Source organism: Alcanivorax sp. NBRC 101098 (genome assembly GCF_001010505.1).
Classification (GTDB): Bacteria; Pseudomonadota; Gammaproteobacteria; order Pseudomonadales; family Alcanivoracaceae; genus Alcanivorax; species Alcanivorax borkumensis.
The window spans coordinates 575,845-593,590 of record NZ_AP014613.1 but is presented as its reverse complement, the minus strand read 5'-3'; the positions used below and the strand labels follow the sequence as shown (position 1 = coordinate 593,590).

16 protein-coding genes are annotated in these 17,746 nt (G+C 56.5%); 5 read left to right on the top strand and 11 right to left on the bottom strand.

The features are described 5' to 3' along the window. The 8 genes from AS19_RS02795 to AS19_RS02760 form a co-directional block, all read right to left on the bottom strand. Complete coding sequence (locus AS19_RS02795) at positions 1-462, bottom strand: Crp/Fnr family transcriptional regulator (protein ID WP_011587823.1); 462 nt, start codon at positions 460-462, stop codon at positions 1-3. Then, on the bottom strand, positions 462-1,910 hold the full coding sequence (gene tldD / locus AS19_RS02790) for a metalloprotease TldD (protein WP_035460571.1): 1,449 nt from the start codon (positions 1,908-1,910) through the stop codon (positions 462-464). The genes AS19_RS02795 and tldD overlap by 1 nt, the downstream gene beginning before the upstream one ends. Beyond that, positions 1,897-2,754 carry a carbon-nitrogen hydrolase family protein gene (locus AS19_RS02785; protein WP_011587821.1) on the bottom strand — a complete coding sequence of 286 codons (858 nt, stop codon included), beginning with the start codon at positions 2,752-2,754 and terminating at the stop codon, positions 1,897-1,899. The genes tldD and AS19_RS02785 overlap by 14 nt, the downstream gene beginning before the upstream one ends. Continuing rightward, positions 2,751-6,572 carry a YhdP family protein gene (locus tag AS19_RS02780; protein WP_046961674.1) on the bottom strand — a complete coding sequence of 1,274 codons (3,822 nt, stop codon included), beginning with the start codon at positions 6,570-6,572 and terminating at the stop codon, positions 2,751-2,753. Before AS19_RS02780 ends, AS19_RS02785 begins: the two co-directional genes overlap by 4 nt. Positions 6,573-6,575: 3 nt before the next feature. Continuing rightward, the gene (locus AS19_RS02775) at positions 6,576-7,157 is read right to left on the bottom strand and encodes a nucleoside triphosphate pyrophosphatase (protein WP_011587819.1); all 582 of its coding nucleotides are present in this window, start codon (positions 7,155-7,157) and stop codon (positions 6,576-6,578) included. 128 nt (positions 7,158-7,285) lie between these two features. Then, entirely contained in the window at positions 7,286-7,777 is a 492-nt protein-coding gene (mreD, locus tag AS19_RS02770; protein ID WP_011587818.1) for a rod shape-determining protein MreD, read from the bottom strand. Then, on the bottom strand, positions 7,767-8,621 hold the full coding sequence (mreC, locus tag AS19_RS02765) for a rod shape-determining protein MreC (protein WP_011587817.1): 855 nt from the start codon (positions 8,619-8,621) through the stop codon (positions 7,767-7,769). Before mreC ends, mreD begins: the two co-directional genes overlap by 11 nt. Positions 8,622-8,626: 5 nt before the next feature. Further along, positions 8,627-9,664 carry a rod shape-determining protein gene (locus tag AS19_RS02760; RefSeq protein ID WP_011587816.1) on the bottom strand — a complete coding sequence of 346 codons (1,038 nt, stop codon included), beginning with the start codon at positions 9,662-9,664 and terminating at the stop codon, positions 8,627-8,629. Positions 9,665-9,990: 326 nt separating this feature from the next. On the opposite strand from AS19_RS02760, the gene gatC reads away from it, so the two are divergent. The 5 genes from gatC (at position 9,991) to AS19_RS14075 (ending at position 14,974) form a co-directional block, all read left to right on the top strand. Continuing rightward, on the top strand, positions 9,991-10,278 hold the full coding sequence (gene gatC, locus AS19_RS02755; RefSeq protein ID WP_011587815.1) for an Asp-tRNA(Asn)/Glu-tRNA(Gln) amidotransferase subunit GatC: 288 nt from the start codon (positions 9,991-9,993) through the stop codon (positions 10,276-10,278). A gap of 30 nt (positions 10,279-10,308) precedes the next feature. Then, positions 10,309-11,784 (top strand): Asp-tRNA(Asn)/Glu-tRNA(Gln) amidotransferase subunit GatA, encoded by a 1,476-nt coding sequence (gatA, locus tag AS19_RS02750; RefSeq protein WP_035460568.1) that lies wholly within the window; start codon positions 10,309-10,311, stop codon positions 11,782-11,784. Next, entirely contained in the window at positions 11,781-13,220 is a 1,440-nt protein-coding gene (gene gatB, locus AS19_RS02745; RefSeq protein ID WP_011587813.1) for an Asp-tRNA(Asn)/Glu-tRNA(Gln) amidotransferase subunit GatB, read from the top strand. The genes gatA and gatB overlap by 4 nt, the downstream gene beginning before the upstream one ends. Next, positions 13,217-14,029 (top strand): crotonase/enoyl-CoA hydratase family protein, encoded by an 813-nt coding sequence (locus AS19_RS02740; RefSeq protein WP_011587812.1) that lies wholly within the window; start codon positions 13,217-13,219, stop codon positions 14,027-14,029. The genes gatB and AS19_RS02740 overlap by 4 nt, the downstream gene beginning before the upstream one ends. A gap of 804 nt (positions 14,030-14,833) precedes the next feature. Further along, entirely contained in the window at positions 14,834-14,974 is a 141-nt protein-coding gene (locus AS19_RS14075) for a hypothetical protein (RefSeq protein ID WP_155849259.1), read from the top strand. Here AS19_RS14075 and AS19_RS02735 read toward each other — a convergent pair. The 3 genes from AS19_RS02735 to prfA form a co-directional block, all read right to left on the bottom strand. Continuing rightward, positions 14,971-15,714, bottom strand: a complete 744-nt coding sequence (locus tag AS19_RS02735) for a molybdopterin-synthase adenylyltransferase MoeB (protein WP_011587811.1) — start codon at positions 15,712-15,714, stop codon at positions 14,971-14,973. The genes AS19_RS14075 and AS19_RS02735 overlap by 4 nt on opposite strands. Positions 15,715-15,813: 99 nt before the next feature. Continuing rightward, positions 15,814-16,656 carry a peptide chain release factor N(5)-glutamine methyltransferase gene (gene prmC, locus AS19_RS02730; RefSeq protein WP_011587810.1) on the bottom strand — a complete coding sequence of 281 codons (843 nt, stop codon included), beginning with the start codon at positions 16,654-16,656 and terminating at the stop codon, positions 15,814-15,816. A gap of 2 nt (positions 16,657-16,658) precedes the next feature. Then, positions 16,659-17,744 carry a peptide chain release factor 1 gene (gene prfA / locus AS19_RS02725; RefSeq protein ID WP_011587809.1) on the bottom strand — a complete coding sequence of 362 codons (1,086 nt, stop codon included), beginning with the start codon at positions 17,742-17,744 and terminating at the stop codon, positions 16,659-16,661. Positions 17,745-17,746 lie beyond the last annotated feature (2 nt).

Here is a 17,746-nt window from a genome sequence, read left to right as displayed (position 1 = left end):
TTAACCCACCGGCAGTTTAAATTGTGCCAGCTGGGACGATGTACGACGCAGGTGAGTGCATAACAGGCGAGCAATATTTTCCATCACCAAGCTCACCGCATGAGGGCTGCGTTTGCGTAACTGTTCAATCCCTTTGCGGGTCAACACAATCAAAGTAGCGTCTTCTGCGGCACGCACCGTTGCCGACCGTGGCTCATGATCCACCAATGCCATTTCCCCCATGCAATCACCGGGTCGCAGGTGGGCAATCACCACTTCACCGCCTCCCTCATTGTTCTTCACAATATCCAGGCAACCTCGCACCACAAAACAAACAAAATCGCTACGGTCCCCTTCGCGGCAAACCACATCACCCACTGGCACCCGATTGACGAACACTAGTTTTTCCAATATTGCTAATTCGTCCTCGCTCAGACCGGCAAACAGCCGCATACGCGACAGAATATCCAGCACCTGGGACATCAGGCCGTGCCTCCGACGGTCAAAGCATCCACGCGCAGCGTCGGCTGCCCTACCCCCACCGGCACGGATTGACCATCTTTACCGCACACGCCAATTCCAGAATCCAGCGCCAGGTCATTGCCGACCATGGAAATACCGCGCATGACTTCCGCACCACTGCCGATCAAGGTGGCGCCTTTCACCGGGCAAACAATTTTCCCTTTCTCTACCAGGTACGCCTCGCTGGTGGAAAACACAAAACGCCCGGAAGTAATATCCACTTGCCCTCCGGCAAAATTCACCGCATAGATGCCACGGTCCAGGCTGGCAATGATGTCCTGCGGATCACTCTCGCCTGGCAACATGTAAGTATTGGTCATGCGAGGCATAGGCAGGTGCGCATAGGATTCACGGCGACCATTACCGGTAGGAGCCACCCCCATTAACCGAGCATTAGTTTTATCCTGCATGTAGCCTACCAACTTGCCGTTCTCGATCAGCGTGTTGCAAGCGGAAGGCGTCCCTTCATCGTCCACATTCAGGGAACCACGGCGGTCCATCAAGGTGCCGTCATCCACCACGGAGCACAGTGGTGACGCCACCTGTTCGCCCATTTTTTTAGCAAACATGGACGTACCCTTGCGATTAAAATCGCCTTCTAGTCCATGCCCAACCGCTTCATGCAACAACACGCCAGGCCAACCCGGCCCCAGCACCACCGGCATGGTGCCGGCCGGCGCCGCTTCTGCCTCTAAATTCAGCAGCGCACCGCGCACTGCTTCCCGAGTCCAGGTTTCAATACGCTCTTCTTGCAACAACCAATCGTAGGCAACCCGCCCACCGCCGCCGGCACTACCACGCTCACGGCGCCCTGCACGTTCAGCAATCACGCTCACATTGCAGCGAATTAACGGACGCACATCCGCGGCCAGCGTGCCGTCGCTAGCCACCACCATCACCACATCCTGCTCGGCACTGAGGCTGGCCGTTACTTCGACAATGGCCGGGTCCAGTGACCGGGCCATTGCATCGATACGCTGCAACAGGGCTACCTTCTCTGTTGCTGGCCAGTCTAGCAACGGATCCATGGCGCCATAGCGGGCGGGCGGGGCTGCACGGCTGGCCAGCTGAATTTGGCGATCCTGACCTTGCTGGGTAATCGCCCGGGCCGCGCCGCTGGCCTGCTGCAAAGCAGCCAAGGTAATGTCATCGCTGTAGGCAAAACCGGTTTTTTCTCCCTGCACAATACGGACACCGGCACCTCGCTCGGTATTGAAACTGGCATCGCGAACGATGCCATCTTCAAGAACCCACGCCTCATGACGACTATGCTGAAAATAAATATCAGCGTAATCCGCCTGCCCGGTGAGTTTGTTATTCAGCAGTGAAGCCAGGTGCTGGGTGTTCAGATTAGCAGGTGCAAGCAGCACCGATTCTGCAATAGAAAGAACGTCATCAGTTCGTGTCATAGGGGCCTTCAATACGTAATCGTTGATGCTGTTGCACCGGCATACGCTGCCGAAGCTCATACAAGGTAGCAAGGTCCAACGGCGTCACAAGTACACCCGGTGCATTCCCCAGACTTGCTACCACGTCACCCCAGGGTGACACTAGCATGGAATGGCCGTAACTGGCACGACGCGGGCTATGTTGCCCACACTGGTTGGCGCCCAGCACATAACAGCCCGTCTGCACCGCCGTCGCTCGCAGCAGCAGCTCCCAATGCGCCTTACCGGTTACCGCGGTGAACGCGGACGGGTATACCAACAGTTCTGCCCCGGCACTCGTCAGCCGCTGAGCCAGCGCGGGAAAACGCAGGTCGTAGCAAATCGCCAGGCCAACTTGAACACCGCCAAGCGGCGCGGTAACGATGGCTTCACCTGGCTCGAAAAAATCCGATTCTCTGTATTGGCCCTGGGCATCGTGTACCTGGGCATCAAACAGATGCAGCTTGTCGTAACGACCTACCACCTGACCTTCAGACGAAACCGCCAAAGAGCGAGTACGCACCCGTGGCGCCGGCACGGGTTCTCCGTCAGGACGGGTCAACGAAGGGATGCTACCGCCAATAATCGCCATACCCAACCGGGATGCCTGCTCACACAGCCACTGTTCCAACCTTTCATACTCAGCGGCCAGTGCTCGATAATCGACGCCATAACCAGCAAAATTTTCCGGCAGCACCGCTAGGCTAGCGCCCTGGTCATGGGCCTCCTGTAACAGCTGAGCAGCCTGCTCTAGATTGGCCTTTGCACTTTCTACGCTGGTCATCTGTATTGCAGCAACGTGTACCACGGCATCTGGCTCCATCATTCGAAAATCCCTTCTGTCTCAGACACATCGGGGCCCGACCAGCTACCACTTACTCGGTACTCCATGGTCGCGGTCTTGTCCAATTCATCGCCCCATATTCGCTCTACCACAAAGATACCGGCACACGCAGCAGGTCCAGCCAAACACCCAGCATACAAGTTACTGGACAGGGGCAACGTGACTTCCATTTGATGGTTCAGGGTTTCTTTTTCAAGATTGATCGTCCCTTTCACGCGAATTGCCGCAGAAGGCGAATCAATCGCTAGGTTGCTTGTAGACACATGAGGCCCGTCGAGGGCGAAGTCCCCGGTGATGCTGTCGCAACTCAAGCCTTTTTTATACAGATCAGAGAAATCCAGTCGCAAGCGACGCTGGATGGTGCCCAGATTGAGGATCCCCAACAGCCGCAAGAACGACGTTTTGGTATCGGTATCGGGTATCCGGCATTCACCAATATCTACCCGGGCCTGACCGTTCAGGGCAAGATAGTTTGGCGCCAACGGCCATTGCGCCCACCCTAGCGACACCTTGGCTGTGGCATCTTCTGATTCAATCATTTCCGGTAGCCCCCAGGCGCGCAATGAACGGCCCAGATTGTCCGACGTCAGCGAGCCATTGAAGCGGGTGTATTGGGCGCCGTCATCCTCCGTCCAGTCCACCGTGCCCAGAATGCGGCTAGCCCGCCAACGGCCTTGCAAATCATTGATTCGCAGCCCCTGCTCTGTGGGGCGTAGTTCCGCCTGCCACTGGCCAAAATCCTCGCCATCGATACGCAAATTAGCTAACCGGGCGTTTACCGACGGCAAATCCATTGGCGACAAGGGCGCGCCGGATTGTGGATCAGCGCTGTCTGGCAAAGTCAGGTTCATCCGCGAGACGGATAGATCGAGCGGCACCTTGCCTCGGGCCGAAAACCCTTCAGGGATGGCCACCGAGCCGGCCACGGACGGGCTGCTCAACGCCAGATCCCAACCATTAGCACGAGGCAACACGGACAGACTTGCCTCCGACACATCCACACCAAACAAATCCAGTGTGGCCACCTGCACATTAACCTTGTTCAACCCACCCTGCTGGGCCCCATTACCGCCACCGCCCGAAGCGTTCGAGTCCATGGCTGGCAGCAACTCATTGCTGACGAAATCAATCCACGCTTGCGCGCTGGCCCGAGCCAACCGCCCCTGCACATCGATGCCGGAAGCAGGGATGTGTGGAGTACCGACACCCAGTCTAACCCCACCCCGCACGGTTTCATTAAGAGCGAAAGCGCCGCGCACGGTATCACCATATTGTAACGCCAGATGTTGACCATTATGGGTAAGGTCCAGCGCCAGATTCCGCGATTGAGAGGCCGTCTTCCCCAGCGGAACAGGCGCATCCACTATGACGCCCTTAAGTGAAGAGGTGGCATGCAGGGCGAAAGAATTTCCCTGCCAAGGCACTTGGATTGCCATAGCCAACGGTAACGAGCCACTGGCCGGCGCCAGCCAATCGAAGCCCAACCAATTGCGCAACGACTCCACCGGCACTTCGCCATCCAAGGTCAGCGTGCTTTTACCCGATCCGGTAATCCATTTACCCGTCACCTCGCCGCCCAAAGTGGAGGCGCTAAGCCGTGACATTTGCAGCCCGTTACGCAAATGAAAATATACCGGCGCCTGTACGTCGGTGATAAGCAAATTACGCTCACGGTTTTCCACCTGCCCATCAGCCACGGACGCATTCACGATCACCATGGGCGAGGTCGACCCTTTCTTGAGTGGGATATTCAGGGTCAGCTGCCCTTTCATGTTACCGCCCAGATAGCGCCAGTCTTTTACCTCTTGGGGGAGCTGCTCAGCCAACGGCGTGTTCTGAAACACTGTATCCAGGTCTTCGAGCGGACCACTGACTTGGCCGGCCACAATCACGCTGGGGCCGCTCTCATCATCAAAAGCGGGCACGTCTACATGCACCTCGGTGAGCTGACTATTCAACAGGCTCCCTTGGCTGGCCACTCCTTGCACCTCACGACCATTAACCCACACATCCGCCTTAACACCAGTGGCCTCCGGCCAGTCCGGCAGAAACGACAGGCGCACATCGTCGGCCTGATAGCGCATCTGAAAAGTGCGGTCCTGCTGTCGACTTTTGTCGATTTTTACCGGCCCCTGATAGAGCAATTGCCCGCGCTGAAGATGACCATCGCCAATCGCTTGCGACAACCACCCGGACAGCCCATCCGGGAGCGGCTTCAGGGGAATGTAGTGACTGGCCCGCGCGCCATTTCCATCGTAAATTTCCGCGGCCAGACGCAGCTCGGGAATTTCTCCCGGGCGCAAGGTAACGGCCATCATGGCTTCGCCGTAGGCATCTGGGTTCACCACCCGCAAGCGGCTGGAGCGCACCGAGAGCGCCTCGCCCTCCCGCTGCCAACCAAACACGCCGGCCAGTTGGCCGCCCAGTGCATGATCGTACAGTCGCGGTAATTGCAGCGACACATTGTCACTGTAAAGGTGCGCCAACCCCTGATTCGGAGACCCTGCCACCCAGCCATTCAGCCCCTTAACACCAGGGATATTGTCATCCGCCTCGCTCGCCAGCCCAGCAAAACGCACCTGAAACTGCTCCAAGTCTCGCGCATGACCGCTCAGATACACCCCTTCCACTACTCCCCGGGGGGACGCCACCGCTATTTTTTCACGCCATTCACTGGCCAATTTCGGCAACGTAAACGGCCAGTCTTTGAATTGCTGAGTTATGGCATGCAAGGGCAACGCATTGGCCCGCAGCTGCCATTCACGCCGCTCGCCCTGGGTTTCCCATCGCAACGCCATATCCCCCAGCGTCAGCGGACCGGTAGGTGAGTTTCCTGTCAAATTGGATAGCGACAACGTGGCCTTCTGGTCCTCACGCAGCAGCGATGCCCGCAACGACAGGCCACTCAAAGGCAACACTGTATCTGCCTGGAATAGTGTCAGTGTAGGCACATCAACCTGCAGCTGCCCGGAGGTAGGCTCCCCCCCCTGCAGTGTCCCCCATAGGGCTACAGACGCATCCAGCGAGCCCAGTTCCAGCGGCATGGCGTCGATTTGAGGCAACCATTCGTTCAGCCGCTTGCCTTCAAAGCGAGTAAAAATATCCGCATCCACTTGATCCAACGTGTAGGCATCTTCATGCAGGTGAATTTTTGCCAGCAAAGACAGGGGCCGATCACGGGCCTCCACCCGCACCGCCAGCCGATGTTCGTCACCATCGTTGGTCATGGTGGCATCCAGCTCGGATGCTGCCAACGGTGGCATTCCTGGCCACTCTAAAGACAGCCGTGCATCGCTGATCGACAGTAATTGCTGTCGATAAAACAATTTTAGAATACGTTCCAACGGTGGACGATTATCAGGGTCACTTTGCCCAAGCACATCCAACCCTCGTAGACGAATCTTGCCGTCATCGCCGCGCACCAGACTCAAATCGACACCGCGCACACTGAGCTCTTCAAGCACCAGATCCCGGTGCCACAAGGAGCGCAAGACATCGATGCTAAGCACCACTTCGCCCAGCACCAAAGGCGCTTCGCCTTCGGGGGCTGGCAGGCGAATCTGGCGAGCCACAAATTGTGGCACCAACCCGGACATGGTGCCGTTCAGCTCGGCAATGGTTAGTGGGGTCTGGATACGTTTTTCAAATATCTGCTCAAGGCGCTCACGGTAATCGGGCACCAACAACATAAGCTGACGCCCCACCACCACGTAAGCGGCCATCAGCAATAAAACTGTCGCGACCGTCCACCACAGGGAAGGAAAAAATCGGCGCCAGCGTGCGAAGCGGGTCAATACCATAAGTTAGTCGATTTGCCAGTAAGGAATGTCGGCCCATTCAAGCAGTTCCACCGTTTGCTCCAGCGGCAGGCCAACCACCCCACTGTAACTGCCAGACAACGACTCCACCAGTGCGCCACCCAACCCTTGAATGCCGTAACTGCCCGCTTTGTCGCGCCCTTCACCCGTGGCCACATAGACCTCTAGCCGGGCGGCTTCAAACGGTCGAAATTGTACGGTTGTTACCGTGTGACGCACAGCCTGCCGACCTTCACTGCACACACACACCGCTGAGATAACCTGATGAGACGTCCCACTCAGCTGCGTCAACATGGCCAGCGCCTCTGTATCATCGGCAGGCTTACCCAGAATTTGGTCTCCCAGTACCACCGCCGTATCAGCCCCCAACACAGCACCAGGCGTAGGCATACGAGCCTGGCCCACCAATGCCTTTTCGCGGGCCATACGTCGCACATAGTCCACTGCCGCCTCGGCCGACCGAGGCGTTTCATCAATGGACGGCGCCGGTAGCACCGTAAAGGGAACCGCAATCTGCTGAAGCAATTCAGCACGGCGAGGAGAACCGGAGGCAAGGTAAAGAATCATAGGGCCAGAAAAAATGAATAATTGATAAGGGAAAATGGATAGCGAAGAATTCTAACTACTCGTCATTGCGCCCACTGCATGACGACAGTTTCGTTATCAATTATCCATTATCAACTGTCAATTGCTCTTTAGCGTACTAGAAAGCGCAACTGAATCCAGCGTAACACCGCACATACCGGACGCCACACTAAAGCGCTGGACACAGAAGAATAGAGAATGGTGTAAGGCGGATACAAGGTACGGCCCACGGATTCCTGCACCAGGAAAGCCAGCAAGCTCACCGTACCCACCAACAAGAAAATCACAGCGCACTGCTGTAGCCCGTTGAACACTCGCATGCGCTTGTACGCAGCGAGCATCACAAAAGCGCCTAGCGCTGTCGCCAGGCCCCATTGTCCCAGCGTAGTCCCCACCAGCACATCGTGATAAAGCCCCACAAAAAAGCCCCACAACACGCCAATACGATGCGGCAGGACAAGTACCCAATACACCAGCACCAGTAGCATCCATTCCGGGCGAATCCAGTCAATGCTCGCAGGTAGAGGGATTACCTCCAGCAGAGCCGCCAACAGTAAGGTAACGATGATAACGCCGGTACCGGCAGGACGATCACTGACCATTGTCAGCCTCCGCTGGAGTCGGCCTAGCCTGAGGCGCTTGCGTGGGCTGAACCAGCAGCACATGGCTGGCACGATCAAGTTGGGCTGTGGGCCGCGCAGTAATGTGAGCAAACGGTGTGCCCGCCTGATGGTTCACCGAAGTTACGCTCGCCACCGGGTAACCTCGAGGATACAGCTGCCCTAAACCGGTACTCACCAACAAATCCCCCTGTTGAATGCCCGCCGTGTCAGGTACATATAAAAGCTTCAGTCCACTGGACTGCCCCACCCCGGCTAATACCGCGCGCACGCCATTACGATTTACCTGCACACTCATCGCGTGGCTGGCATCGGTAATCAACAGCACCCGTGAACTGAGCGGACCGGCATCCACTACCTGACCAATCAGTCCTTGGGAATCGAGCACCGCCTGGCCTCGGAAAACATTGTCTCCCGTACCCTTGTTGATCACGATTTCCTGGCGGTTCGGGTCGGGATCCACACCGATGATTTCTGCCACCAGTACATTGGCATCCAAGTCGGCCGAAGAATTAAGCAACTCACGCAACCGCACGTTTTCCGCTTCCAGCACCGCCAAACGCTGCACCTTCTGCTCCAGAATCAAAGCCTGACGCTGCAAGCGACGATTCTCGTCGAGCAGCGTGCCACGGCTTTGGGTCTGTTCGGAGAGCCATTCACCACTGTCTACCGGCAGGTGGGCCAGATAATGAATGGGCGCAGTCAGGTAGCCCAGCACATGTCGCACCGGGGCGGCCCAGGGGGTTCGCTGATCCAACACCATCATGACGACAGCAAGGACCAGCGCGATAATGACGCGGTAGGAGGATTTGGCCGGGGCCACCATGGGAATTAACCCATGGCCAGCATGTCAAAGCCTTGGCTGTCCATCAGCTCCAGTGCCTTGCCGCCGCCACGGGCTACACAGGTCAACGGGTCATCGGCAACAATCACCGGCAAGCCTGTTTCTTCCGAGAGCAGACGATCGATATCGCGCAACAAAGCTCCGCCACCGGTAATCACCAAACCACGCTCGGCAATATCCGAGGCCAGCTCAGGCGGAGAGGCTTCCAGTGCATTCTTCACCGCATTGACGATGGACGCTAGGGGCTCTTTCAGAGCCTCCAGAATTTCTTCGGAATTCAGCGTAAAGCTGCGCGGCACACCTTCCGCCAGATTACGGCCACGCACATCAATTTCACGGATCTCGGCGCCTGGGTAAGCAGTCCCTATTTCGTGTTTGATACGTTCAGCGGTGGACTCACCAATCAGAGAGCCATATTCCTTGCGCACAAACGCCACAATCGCCTCATCAAAGCGATCACCGCCGATACGCACGGACTCAGAGTAGACCACCCCGTTAAGAGAGATCAGCGCGATTTCCGTGGTGCCACCACCGATATCTACCACCATGGAGCCACGGGCTTCTTCTACGGGCAGGCCAGCACCAATGGCCGCCGCCATGGGTTCTTCGATCAAATACACATCACGGGCGCCAGCACCATAAGCGGAATCTTGAATGGCACGACGCTCTACCTGGGTAGATTTGCACGGTACACACACCAGCACGCGGGGCGCCGGCGGAAAAAACCCGGTGTCATGCACTTTCTTAATAAAGTACTGCAGCATTTTTTCGGTCACGTCGAAATCGGCGATAACGCCGTCTTTCATGGGCCGAATAGCCGTAATATTGCCTGGGGTACGCCCCAACATACGCTTAGCATCAGCGCCAACGGCCGCCACACTTTTCTGTGCACCATGGTGACGGATGGCAACCACGGAGGGTTCATCCAATACGATGCCGCGGCCACGCACGTAAATAAGGGTGTTTGCGGTCCCCAAATCGATGGACAAATCGGTGGAGAACATCCCCCGAATACGCTTAATCATGGACATCCTGGCCAGTTTCCTGAACTTTTCGCGAAAAAACGATGCCTAGCGGGAAAAAGCCGAGCATCTCATAAGATGGCGCAACTCTAGCAACGGCAAGGTCATTGGGCAAGCTGACATACTGTGGGTACAGTGGCCCCGGATAGGCGGTCTATGGTACTTTTTGCGCCTTTCAGCCCTTAGTGCCTGTTTGTAATCTATACGCAACCGCGCCGGCGTTCCTTTTTTCGTTAGATCGTGCTTGCGAACGCGCTGTGTAGCTGCTCTATATAAACAGGCTCTTACCCTCCACCAGCCTTCGGCGGGGGATGCTTACGGAGAGAACCATGGCCATTAATTCCAAGGTGGTTGCCCAGGTGGCCCATCTGGCACGTCTAAAAGTGGACCCCCAGGACAGCAACGCCCTGTCCGACCGTCTGAATGACATCCTCGCGATGGTAGACCAGCTGCAGCAGGCCGACGTGGACGGCGTGGCCCCCATGGCCCACCCGCTGGACGTTACTCAACCTTTGCGCGACGACGTAGTGACGGAACCCAACATCCGTGACAAGGCACTGGCCATTGCCCCGGCAGTTGAAAACGGCTGCTTCTTGGTTCCCCGGGTCATTGAATAAACATGACCGTTTAAAGGCGAAAGAAAAAACATGCATACCAAAACCCTGACCGAACTCAAGGCTGGCCTAGCTGCCGGAGATTTTTCCTCCCGCGAGTTGACCGAACACTTCTTGGCCCGCATCAAACAGTATGACGGCGAACTCAACAGCTTTGTCACCGTGACCGAGGAACAAGCACTGGCCCAAGCGGATGCCGCCGATGCAACCCTTGCCACTAACCGTGCATCCTCCTCAGTGAGCGGCCTGCTCACCGGCCTGCCCATCGCCCACAAGGATATTTTCTGCACCGAGGGCGTGCGCACCAGCTGTGGCTCAAAAATGCTGGACAACTTTATTGCCCCCTACACCGCCACCGTGGTGGAAAAAATGGCGGCTGAAGGCGCCGTCATGCTGGGCAAGACCAACATGGACGAGTTCGCCATGGGCTCCTCCAATGAAACCAGTTACTACGGCCCAGTGAAAAACCCATGGGATCTAGAGCGGGTGCCTGGCGGCTCCTCCGGCGGCGCAGCCGCTTGCCTGGGCGCCCGCCTAGCGCCTGCTGCTACCGGCACCGACACCGGCGGCTCCATTCGCCAACCTGCGGCGCTGAATAACATCACCGGCCTCAAACCCACCTACGGGCGAGTCTCACGCTGGGGCATGATTGCCTTTGCTTCCAGCCTGGACCAAGCCGGCCCCATGGCCCAAAGCGCTGAAGACTGTGCGTTGATGCTGCAAGCCATGGCCGGCCACGATCACCGCGATTCCACCAGCCTCAACGAAAAGGTGGGCGATTATCTTGGCGCCCTTAAAGACGACATCCGCGGCCTGACCATTGGCATCCCGGAAGAGTTTTTCCCAGACACCCTGGATGGCGCTATCGCCGACAACAGCCGTGACGCGATCCGCGAACTGGAAAAACTCGGCGCAAAAGTAGTATCCGTCTCCTTACCCAGCATCAAGCTATCCGTACCAGCCTACTATGTGATTGCCCCGGCAGAAGCCAGTGCCAACCTTAGTCGTTTTGACGGTGTACGTTTCGGCCATCGATGTGATGACCCACAGGATCTGGAAGACCTGTACAAGCGCTCTCGCTCAGAAGGGTTTGGTGATGAAGTAAAACGGCGCATCTTAGTCGGCGCCTACGCGCTGTCCGCTGGTTACTACGACGCATACTATCGCCGCGCCCAACAAGTGCGCCGTTTAATCCGTGACGACTTTGCCCGCGCCTTTGAAAAAGTAGATGTACTGATGGGACCCACAGCGCCTGAAACCGCCTTCAAGCTCGGAGCGAAGAAAGATGATCCGGTCAGCATGTACATGGCCGACGTGTTCACCATCGGCGTTAACTTAGCCGGCCTTCCTGCGCTGTCCATGCCCACGGGATTCATCAACGGCCTGCCCACCGGCACCCAGATCATCGGCAACTATTTCCGTGAAGGGCAAATTCTTAACGTGGCCCACAAATACCAGCAGGCCACAGACTGGCACAAACAAGCGCCAGCGTTTGGAGGTGCACAATGAGTTGGGAAATCGTCATCGGCCTGGAAGTCCACGTCCAGCTCAACACCGCCAGCAAACTGTTTTCCGGGAGCAAATTATCCACCGGCGCAGAACCGAACACTCAAGCCTCATTGGTCGACCTGGGCCTGCCCGGCACTCTGCCAGTGGTGAACAGGGAAGCGGTACGCAAGGCTGCTTTATTCGGCTTGGCCATTGATGCGGACATCTGCCGTCACAGCGTTTTTGAGCGGAAAAATTATTTTTATCCAGACCTACCCAAAGGCTACCAAACCACGCAGTTGGCCGAGCCTATTGTGGGTGCCGGCACCGTTGAAATTCAGCTTGATAACGGTGAGAAAAAAAGCATTCGCATCCACCATGCGCATCTAGAAGAAGATGCAGGCAAGTCTTTACACGAAGACTTCCATGGCATGACGGGCATCGATCTAAACCGTGCCGGCACCCCGCTGATTGAAATCGTCAGCGAGCCGGACATGGCCAACGCAGAAGAGGCCGTGGCCTTTGCTCGCAAGCTGCACGCTATCGTCACCTCCATTGGTATTTGCGATGGCGACATGTCCCAAGGCAACATGCGTTTTGATGTAAATATTTCTGTTCGCAAACCTGGCGAACCCCTGGGCACACGCACTGAAACCAAAAACCTCAATTCTTTCCGCTTCATGGAAAAGGCCATCGCCCTTGAAGTGGAACGGCAAATTGACGTTTTGGAAGACGGCGGAGAAATCGTTCAAGAAACCCGCCTATACAACGGCGACACGCATACCGCTCGCTCCATGCGCAGCAAGGAAGACGCCAATGACTATCGCTACTTCCCCTGCCCAGATCTGTTGCCAGTGGCCATTACCGATGCCGACATCGAAGAATTGAAAGCGGCCATGCCAGAGCTGCCTGATTCACGCAAAGCCCGTTTCACAAACGATTATCAGCTTTCTGAATACGATGCAGACCTGCTATCCGGCTCCATCGCTACTGCCGCTTTCTTTGAAGCGGCCGCAAAATCCGGCGGCGACGCCAAGCTGGCGGCAAACTGGGTGATGGGTGAGCTGGCCGCCAAGCTGAACGCCGAAGAAAAAAGCATAACCGACAGCCCAGTCAGTGCCGAGCAGCTTGGCCAGCTGATAGCACGTCTGAAAGACGGCACCATCAGTTCGAAAATTGCCAAGCAGGTATTTGAGGCCTGCTGGGCCGGTGAAGGTAATCCGGACGAGATTATCGAAGCCAAAGGCCTGAAACAGATGAGCGACACCGGCGAGCTGGAAAAAATTGTCGATGACATCATCGCCAACAATGCCGCTCAGGCAGACGACTACCGCAACTCTGATGATGCCAAGAAAAAGAAAAAAATCGGTTTCTTTGTGGGCCAGGCCATGAAAGCCACCCAAGGCAAAGCGAACCCGCAGCAATTGAACAAACTGTTGCAGGAGAAACTGCAATGAGCCTGATCCGCGACCGGGTAAAACTGGAAAAGAAAGACGGCATTGCCTACGTCACCCTGAGCCGAGCCGACAAGTATAACGGCTTGGATTTTCCGATGATGGAAGGGCTGGTAGAAACCGCTCGACTGATTCGTAAAGATCGTCAATTGCGCGCCGTTATTCTTCAGGGCGAAGGCAAAGCGTTCTGTGCGGGGCTGGATTTCGGCACCGTCATGAAACAACCGGTCAAGCTACTTCGCAGCTTTACCAAATACGGCATCAAAAAAACCAATCTGTTTCAGGACGTCTGCTGGTGCTGGCGCGAACTGCCAATTCCGGTGATTGCGGTACTCCACGGCTACTGCTACGGCGGTGGCATGCAGATCGCCCTGGCTGCAGATTTCCGTATCACTACGGCGGATTGTGAAATGTCCATCATGGAAATCAAATGGGGCATGATCCCCGACATGACAGGTACGGTAACCCTTCGCGAGTTAGTCCCCATGGATGTGGCCAAAGAACTGACCATGACCGGGCGGCTGTTTAGTGGCGACGAAGCCAAAACCATGAACCTAGTCACCCGCGTGGCGGCGGATCCACTAGAAGAGGCCGAGAAGCTGGCTCAAGCCATCATAGGGCGCTCCCCAGATGCCATCAGTGCCAGCAAGGCCCTGTTTCAACAAAGTTGGAATGTACCGGAGGCCCAGGCGTTCGACGTGGAAAGCAAACTGCAGTTCAAACTGCTGCGTAGCAAAAACCAGCGCCGCGCTATGCAAGCTAACATGAAAAAAGAAACGCCCCAATTCGGCCCCCGCGAACGCGATTACTGAGCGAATTTGCTCGCATCAAAACGCCTTACCCGCGAGCCTGTTTTAGACTGATATTGTGCGGCAGACTCAATAGAAAAACCGAGCATTGTTGGTTGAGGCAACACATGTTTTGTGTAGCCGCTTTTGCGCTCAGCCCCGCCGGCATAAGCACCCCATCAACACACTGATGGGGCTGCGGCTGTTACAGCCGAGAAATCTGCCTCTAGGCCCGCACAGACGACGCCTTAAAGTACGACGTGTGCCGCCCACACCACACTATCGATATAGAAACCAAGGGAGCATGGCCCACCCTGACGCGCAAACGCGCCCTTGTTGCCGACGAACAGATCGCTCGGCTCTGAGCACACATCACCACCAACCAGCAGAGCATGCTGACATGACTCTTGCCCCCTATATTTCTGACAAGCATCACACCACATTGAGCATCGCCTATTTTGAGTTCGGCGATGCTATTATTTGAAAAAGAAAACCCGCCAATTATGTATTCAGCCTATTCGAGGCTAATGTAGAGGCTCTGGTGGATAACCCGGCGGTTGGTCATGCCGGCGAAGGGAGAGGTTACTGGCGCTATTGGCCCCGCGCAGTGCGGCAGCCCGCTGCTCGATAGTCAACAAGCCCAAGCGCGTGTCCATTAATCTGATTCGAACCAGCCCAAGCATGATCCATCAGCTTGGTAGCGGCATAGCCTGGCAGGGAACATCATGGTGTAGTCAGGTAACGGATATCTGTCGGCCTGATTCGATAGCGCCGACGCCTAGGCAACAAAGCACAACGTAAACAACCACCCAAGGAGGGGCGCTCACAATGAAACATCTCATCGGATGGGCTTTTTTGATTGTTGTCATCATTCTGGTTCTGATTGGCTTAATGGCGGAAGAACCGCCGATCATGGCCGAAGGCATGGAAGATATACCCACGGCCACGGACAATCAGCCCGACAACTAATTCATCGCGCAAACCGGGCATTCGGGGTCACGGGGAATCGCCACTTGGCGCCAACTCAATGTCCGACCGTCAAACAAATGCAGAACCGATGCCACAGAGGTACCGGTGAGGGTTCGTATGGCCGCCAATGCCTGCAAGGTGCCCACCATACCCACTACAGGCCCGAGAATCCCCGCCTCGCTACAGGCCAGATCCCCCTCTGAACCCTCGCCGTACACGCAGGCATAACAGGGGCTGTCTTCCGTGCGTAAATCGAACACCGCCAACTGACCATCCATGCGAATAGCGGCGCCACTGACCAGCGGTGTACGGTGCGCCACACAGGCACGATTGATGGCCTGGCGAGTGGAAAAATTGTCAGTGCAGTCCAGTACTAGGGTGGCGTCAGCAACAGCCTCATTCAGCCACGCATCATCCACCCGCACCACAGCGGAACGAATATCCACATCCGCATTCAACAGTTGCAACTGATCGCGCAAGGCTTCCGCCTTGGCCTGATTCAGCTGGTCACCCCGAAACGCCACCTGTCGATGCAGGTTGCTCAACTCCACCCGGTCGTCATCCGCTAGCACCAGCTGCCCCACCCCAGCACCCGCCAAATACAGCGCAGCAGGATTGGCTAGGCCACCACAACCCACCACCAATATCCGCGCCTTGCTCAAAGCTTCTTGCCCAGGCAAATCGAATTCTTCCACCATCAACTGGCGACTGTAGCGAAGCAGCTGGTCATCGTTGAGCATAATCGTCTCCCTGGCACTCAAAGGCGTGGGATTCTATGGTACAGCTTGCTGCACTTCGTGCACCCAACAGATCCGTTCCTGGCTTTGCTGTGCAAATGTTCAACTCTTGGATCCAGCAGCACATTGCTTGCCTAAGGTTACCCGATCATTTCCGCCCAGATCCTGCTCTGTACGCACGTCTTCAAAGCCAATGTCGGCCAACAACGCCCGTACCGCGTCACCCTGCTCAAAGCCATGCTCCAGCAACAACCAACCGCCAGCAACCAGCTTACCTGCTGCTTGCTGCGCAATGGTGATCAGATCCGCCAACCCCTGATCGCCGGCCACTAGGGCCGAGCGAGGCTCGAAACGCACATCGCCTTGTGCCAAATGGACGTCGCCATCTTCAATGTAAGGAGGGTTGCTAACGACAAGGTCAAAAAAACCATCACAGGGGGTCAGCCAGCTGCCTTGCAGGCAACGCACTGTAGCCCCCAACTGGCGGGCATTTGCCGCTGCCACTTGCAGCGCCGCCGCGCTATTGTCCACCAGCGTCACCTGCCAAGCCGGCTGCTCCAAAGCGAGGGTAATACCGATAGCACCGGTACCGGTTCCCAAGTCCACGACCCGTGCGTTAGCAGGCAATGCCAGCGCAAGCACCTGTTCCACCAAGGTTTCAGTATCGGGGCGTGGAATCAGAGTATCGGCGGTTACACTAAACCGGCGGCCAAAAAACTCCCGCTCTCCAATCAGGTGGGCCACGGGCTCACCCTGCTCACGGCGAGCCAGCAGGGCTTCAAACTCCGCCTGCTGAGCCCTGGTCAGTTCCCGCTCCGGCCAAGTAAACAGCCATGTACGAGATTGCTCCAGCACATGGCAAAGCAACACTTGGGCATCCAGCGCTGCGCAAGGGGATGACGCCAACCGATGGCGAGCCTGGCGCAGGGCGTCATCAATGCGCACGGTTAATGCTCGCCTAAGGCCGCTAGCTGATCCGCCTGATACTCTGCCAGCAACGCACCCAAAATCTCATCCAAATCTCCTTCAACGATTTCATTTAACCGGTAAAGGGTAAGATTAATACGATGATCAGTGACTCGTCCCTGAGGATAGTTATAGGTACGGATACGCTCTGAACGATCGCCGGACCCGACGAGGGATTTACGCTCCGCAGCCTGCTCGGCATGGGCCGCATTCTGCTGCGCGTCATACAGCTTAGCGCTCAGTAGGCTCATAGCCCGAGCCTTGTTCTTGTGCTGGCTACGCTCATCCTGGCACTCCACCACCACCCCGGTGGGTAAGTGAGTAATGCGCACAGCCGAATCCGTGGTGTTAACGTGCTGACCGCCAGCACCGGAGGAACGATAGGTATCAATACGCAGGTCTTCAGTGCGAATCTTGATATCCCCCAGGTCTTCCGCTTCAGCCATAATCGCCACTGTGCAGGCAGAGGTATGAATACGCCCCTGGGATTCTGTGGCCGGCACCCGTTGCACCCGGTGGGCTCCGGATTCAAATTTCATCCGCGAATAGACGCCATCGCCAATCACCCGTGCAATCACTTCCTTATAGCCGCCATGCTCGCCCTCACTGGCGCTCACCATCTCCACTTTCCAACCCCGTTGATCCGCATACTTGGAATACATGCGGAATAGGTCTCCGGCAAAAATGGCCGCTTCGTCCCCCCCCGTGCCGGCGCGAACTTCAAGAAACACATTGGCTCCATCGCGGGGATCCTTCGGTAGCATCAGCTTTTGCAGCTCTGCCGCTAACGCCTCCATGCGCTCCTGAGCATCACGGGCTTCTTCCGCGCCCATCTCACGCATATCCGCGTCGCTGTCGTCCTGCATCGCTTTAGCCGCACCATGATCCTCCACGGCCTGCTGGTATTGGCGATAACACTTCACCACTGGATCAATTTCAGCGTATTCCCGGGACAGGTCACGGAATTGGTTCTGGTTGCTAATCACATCCGGATCGGACAATAGCCCCGCCAACTCTTCAAACCGGTCTGCAAGCTTATCGAGCTTGCCTTGCAATGACGCTTTCATAA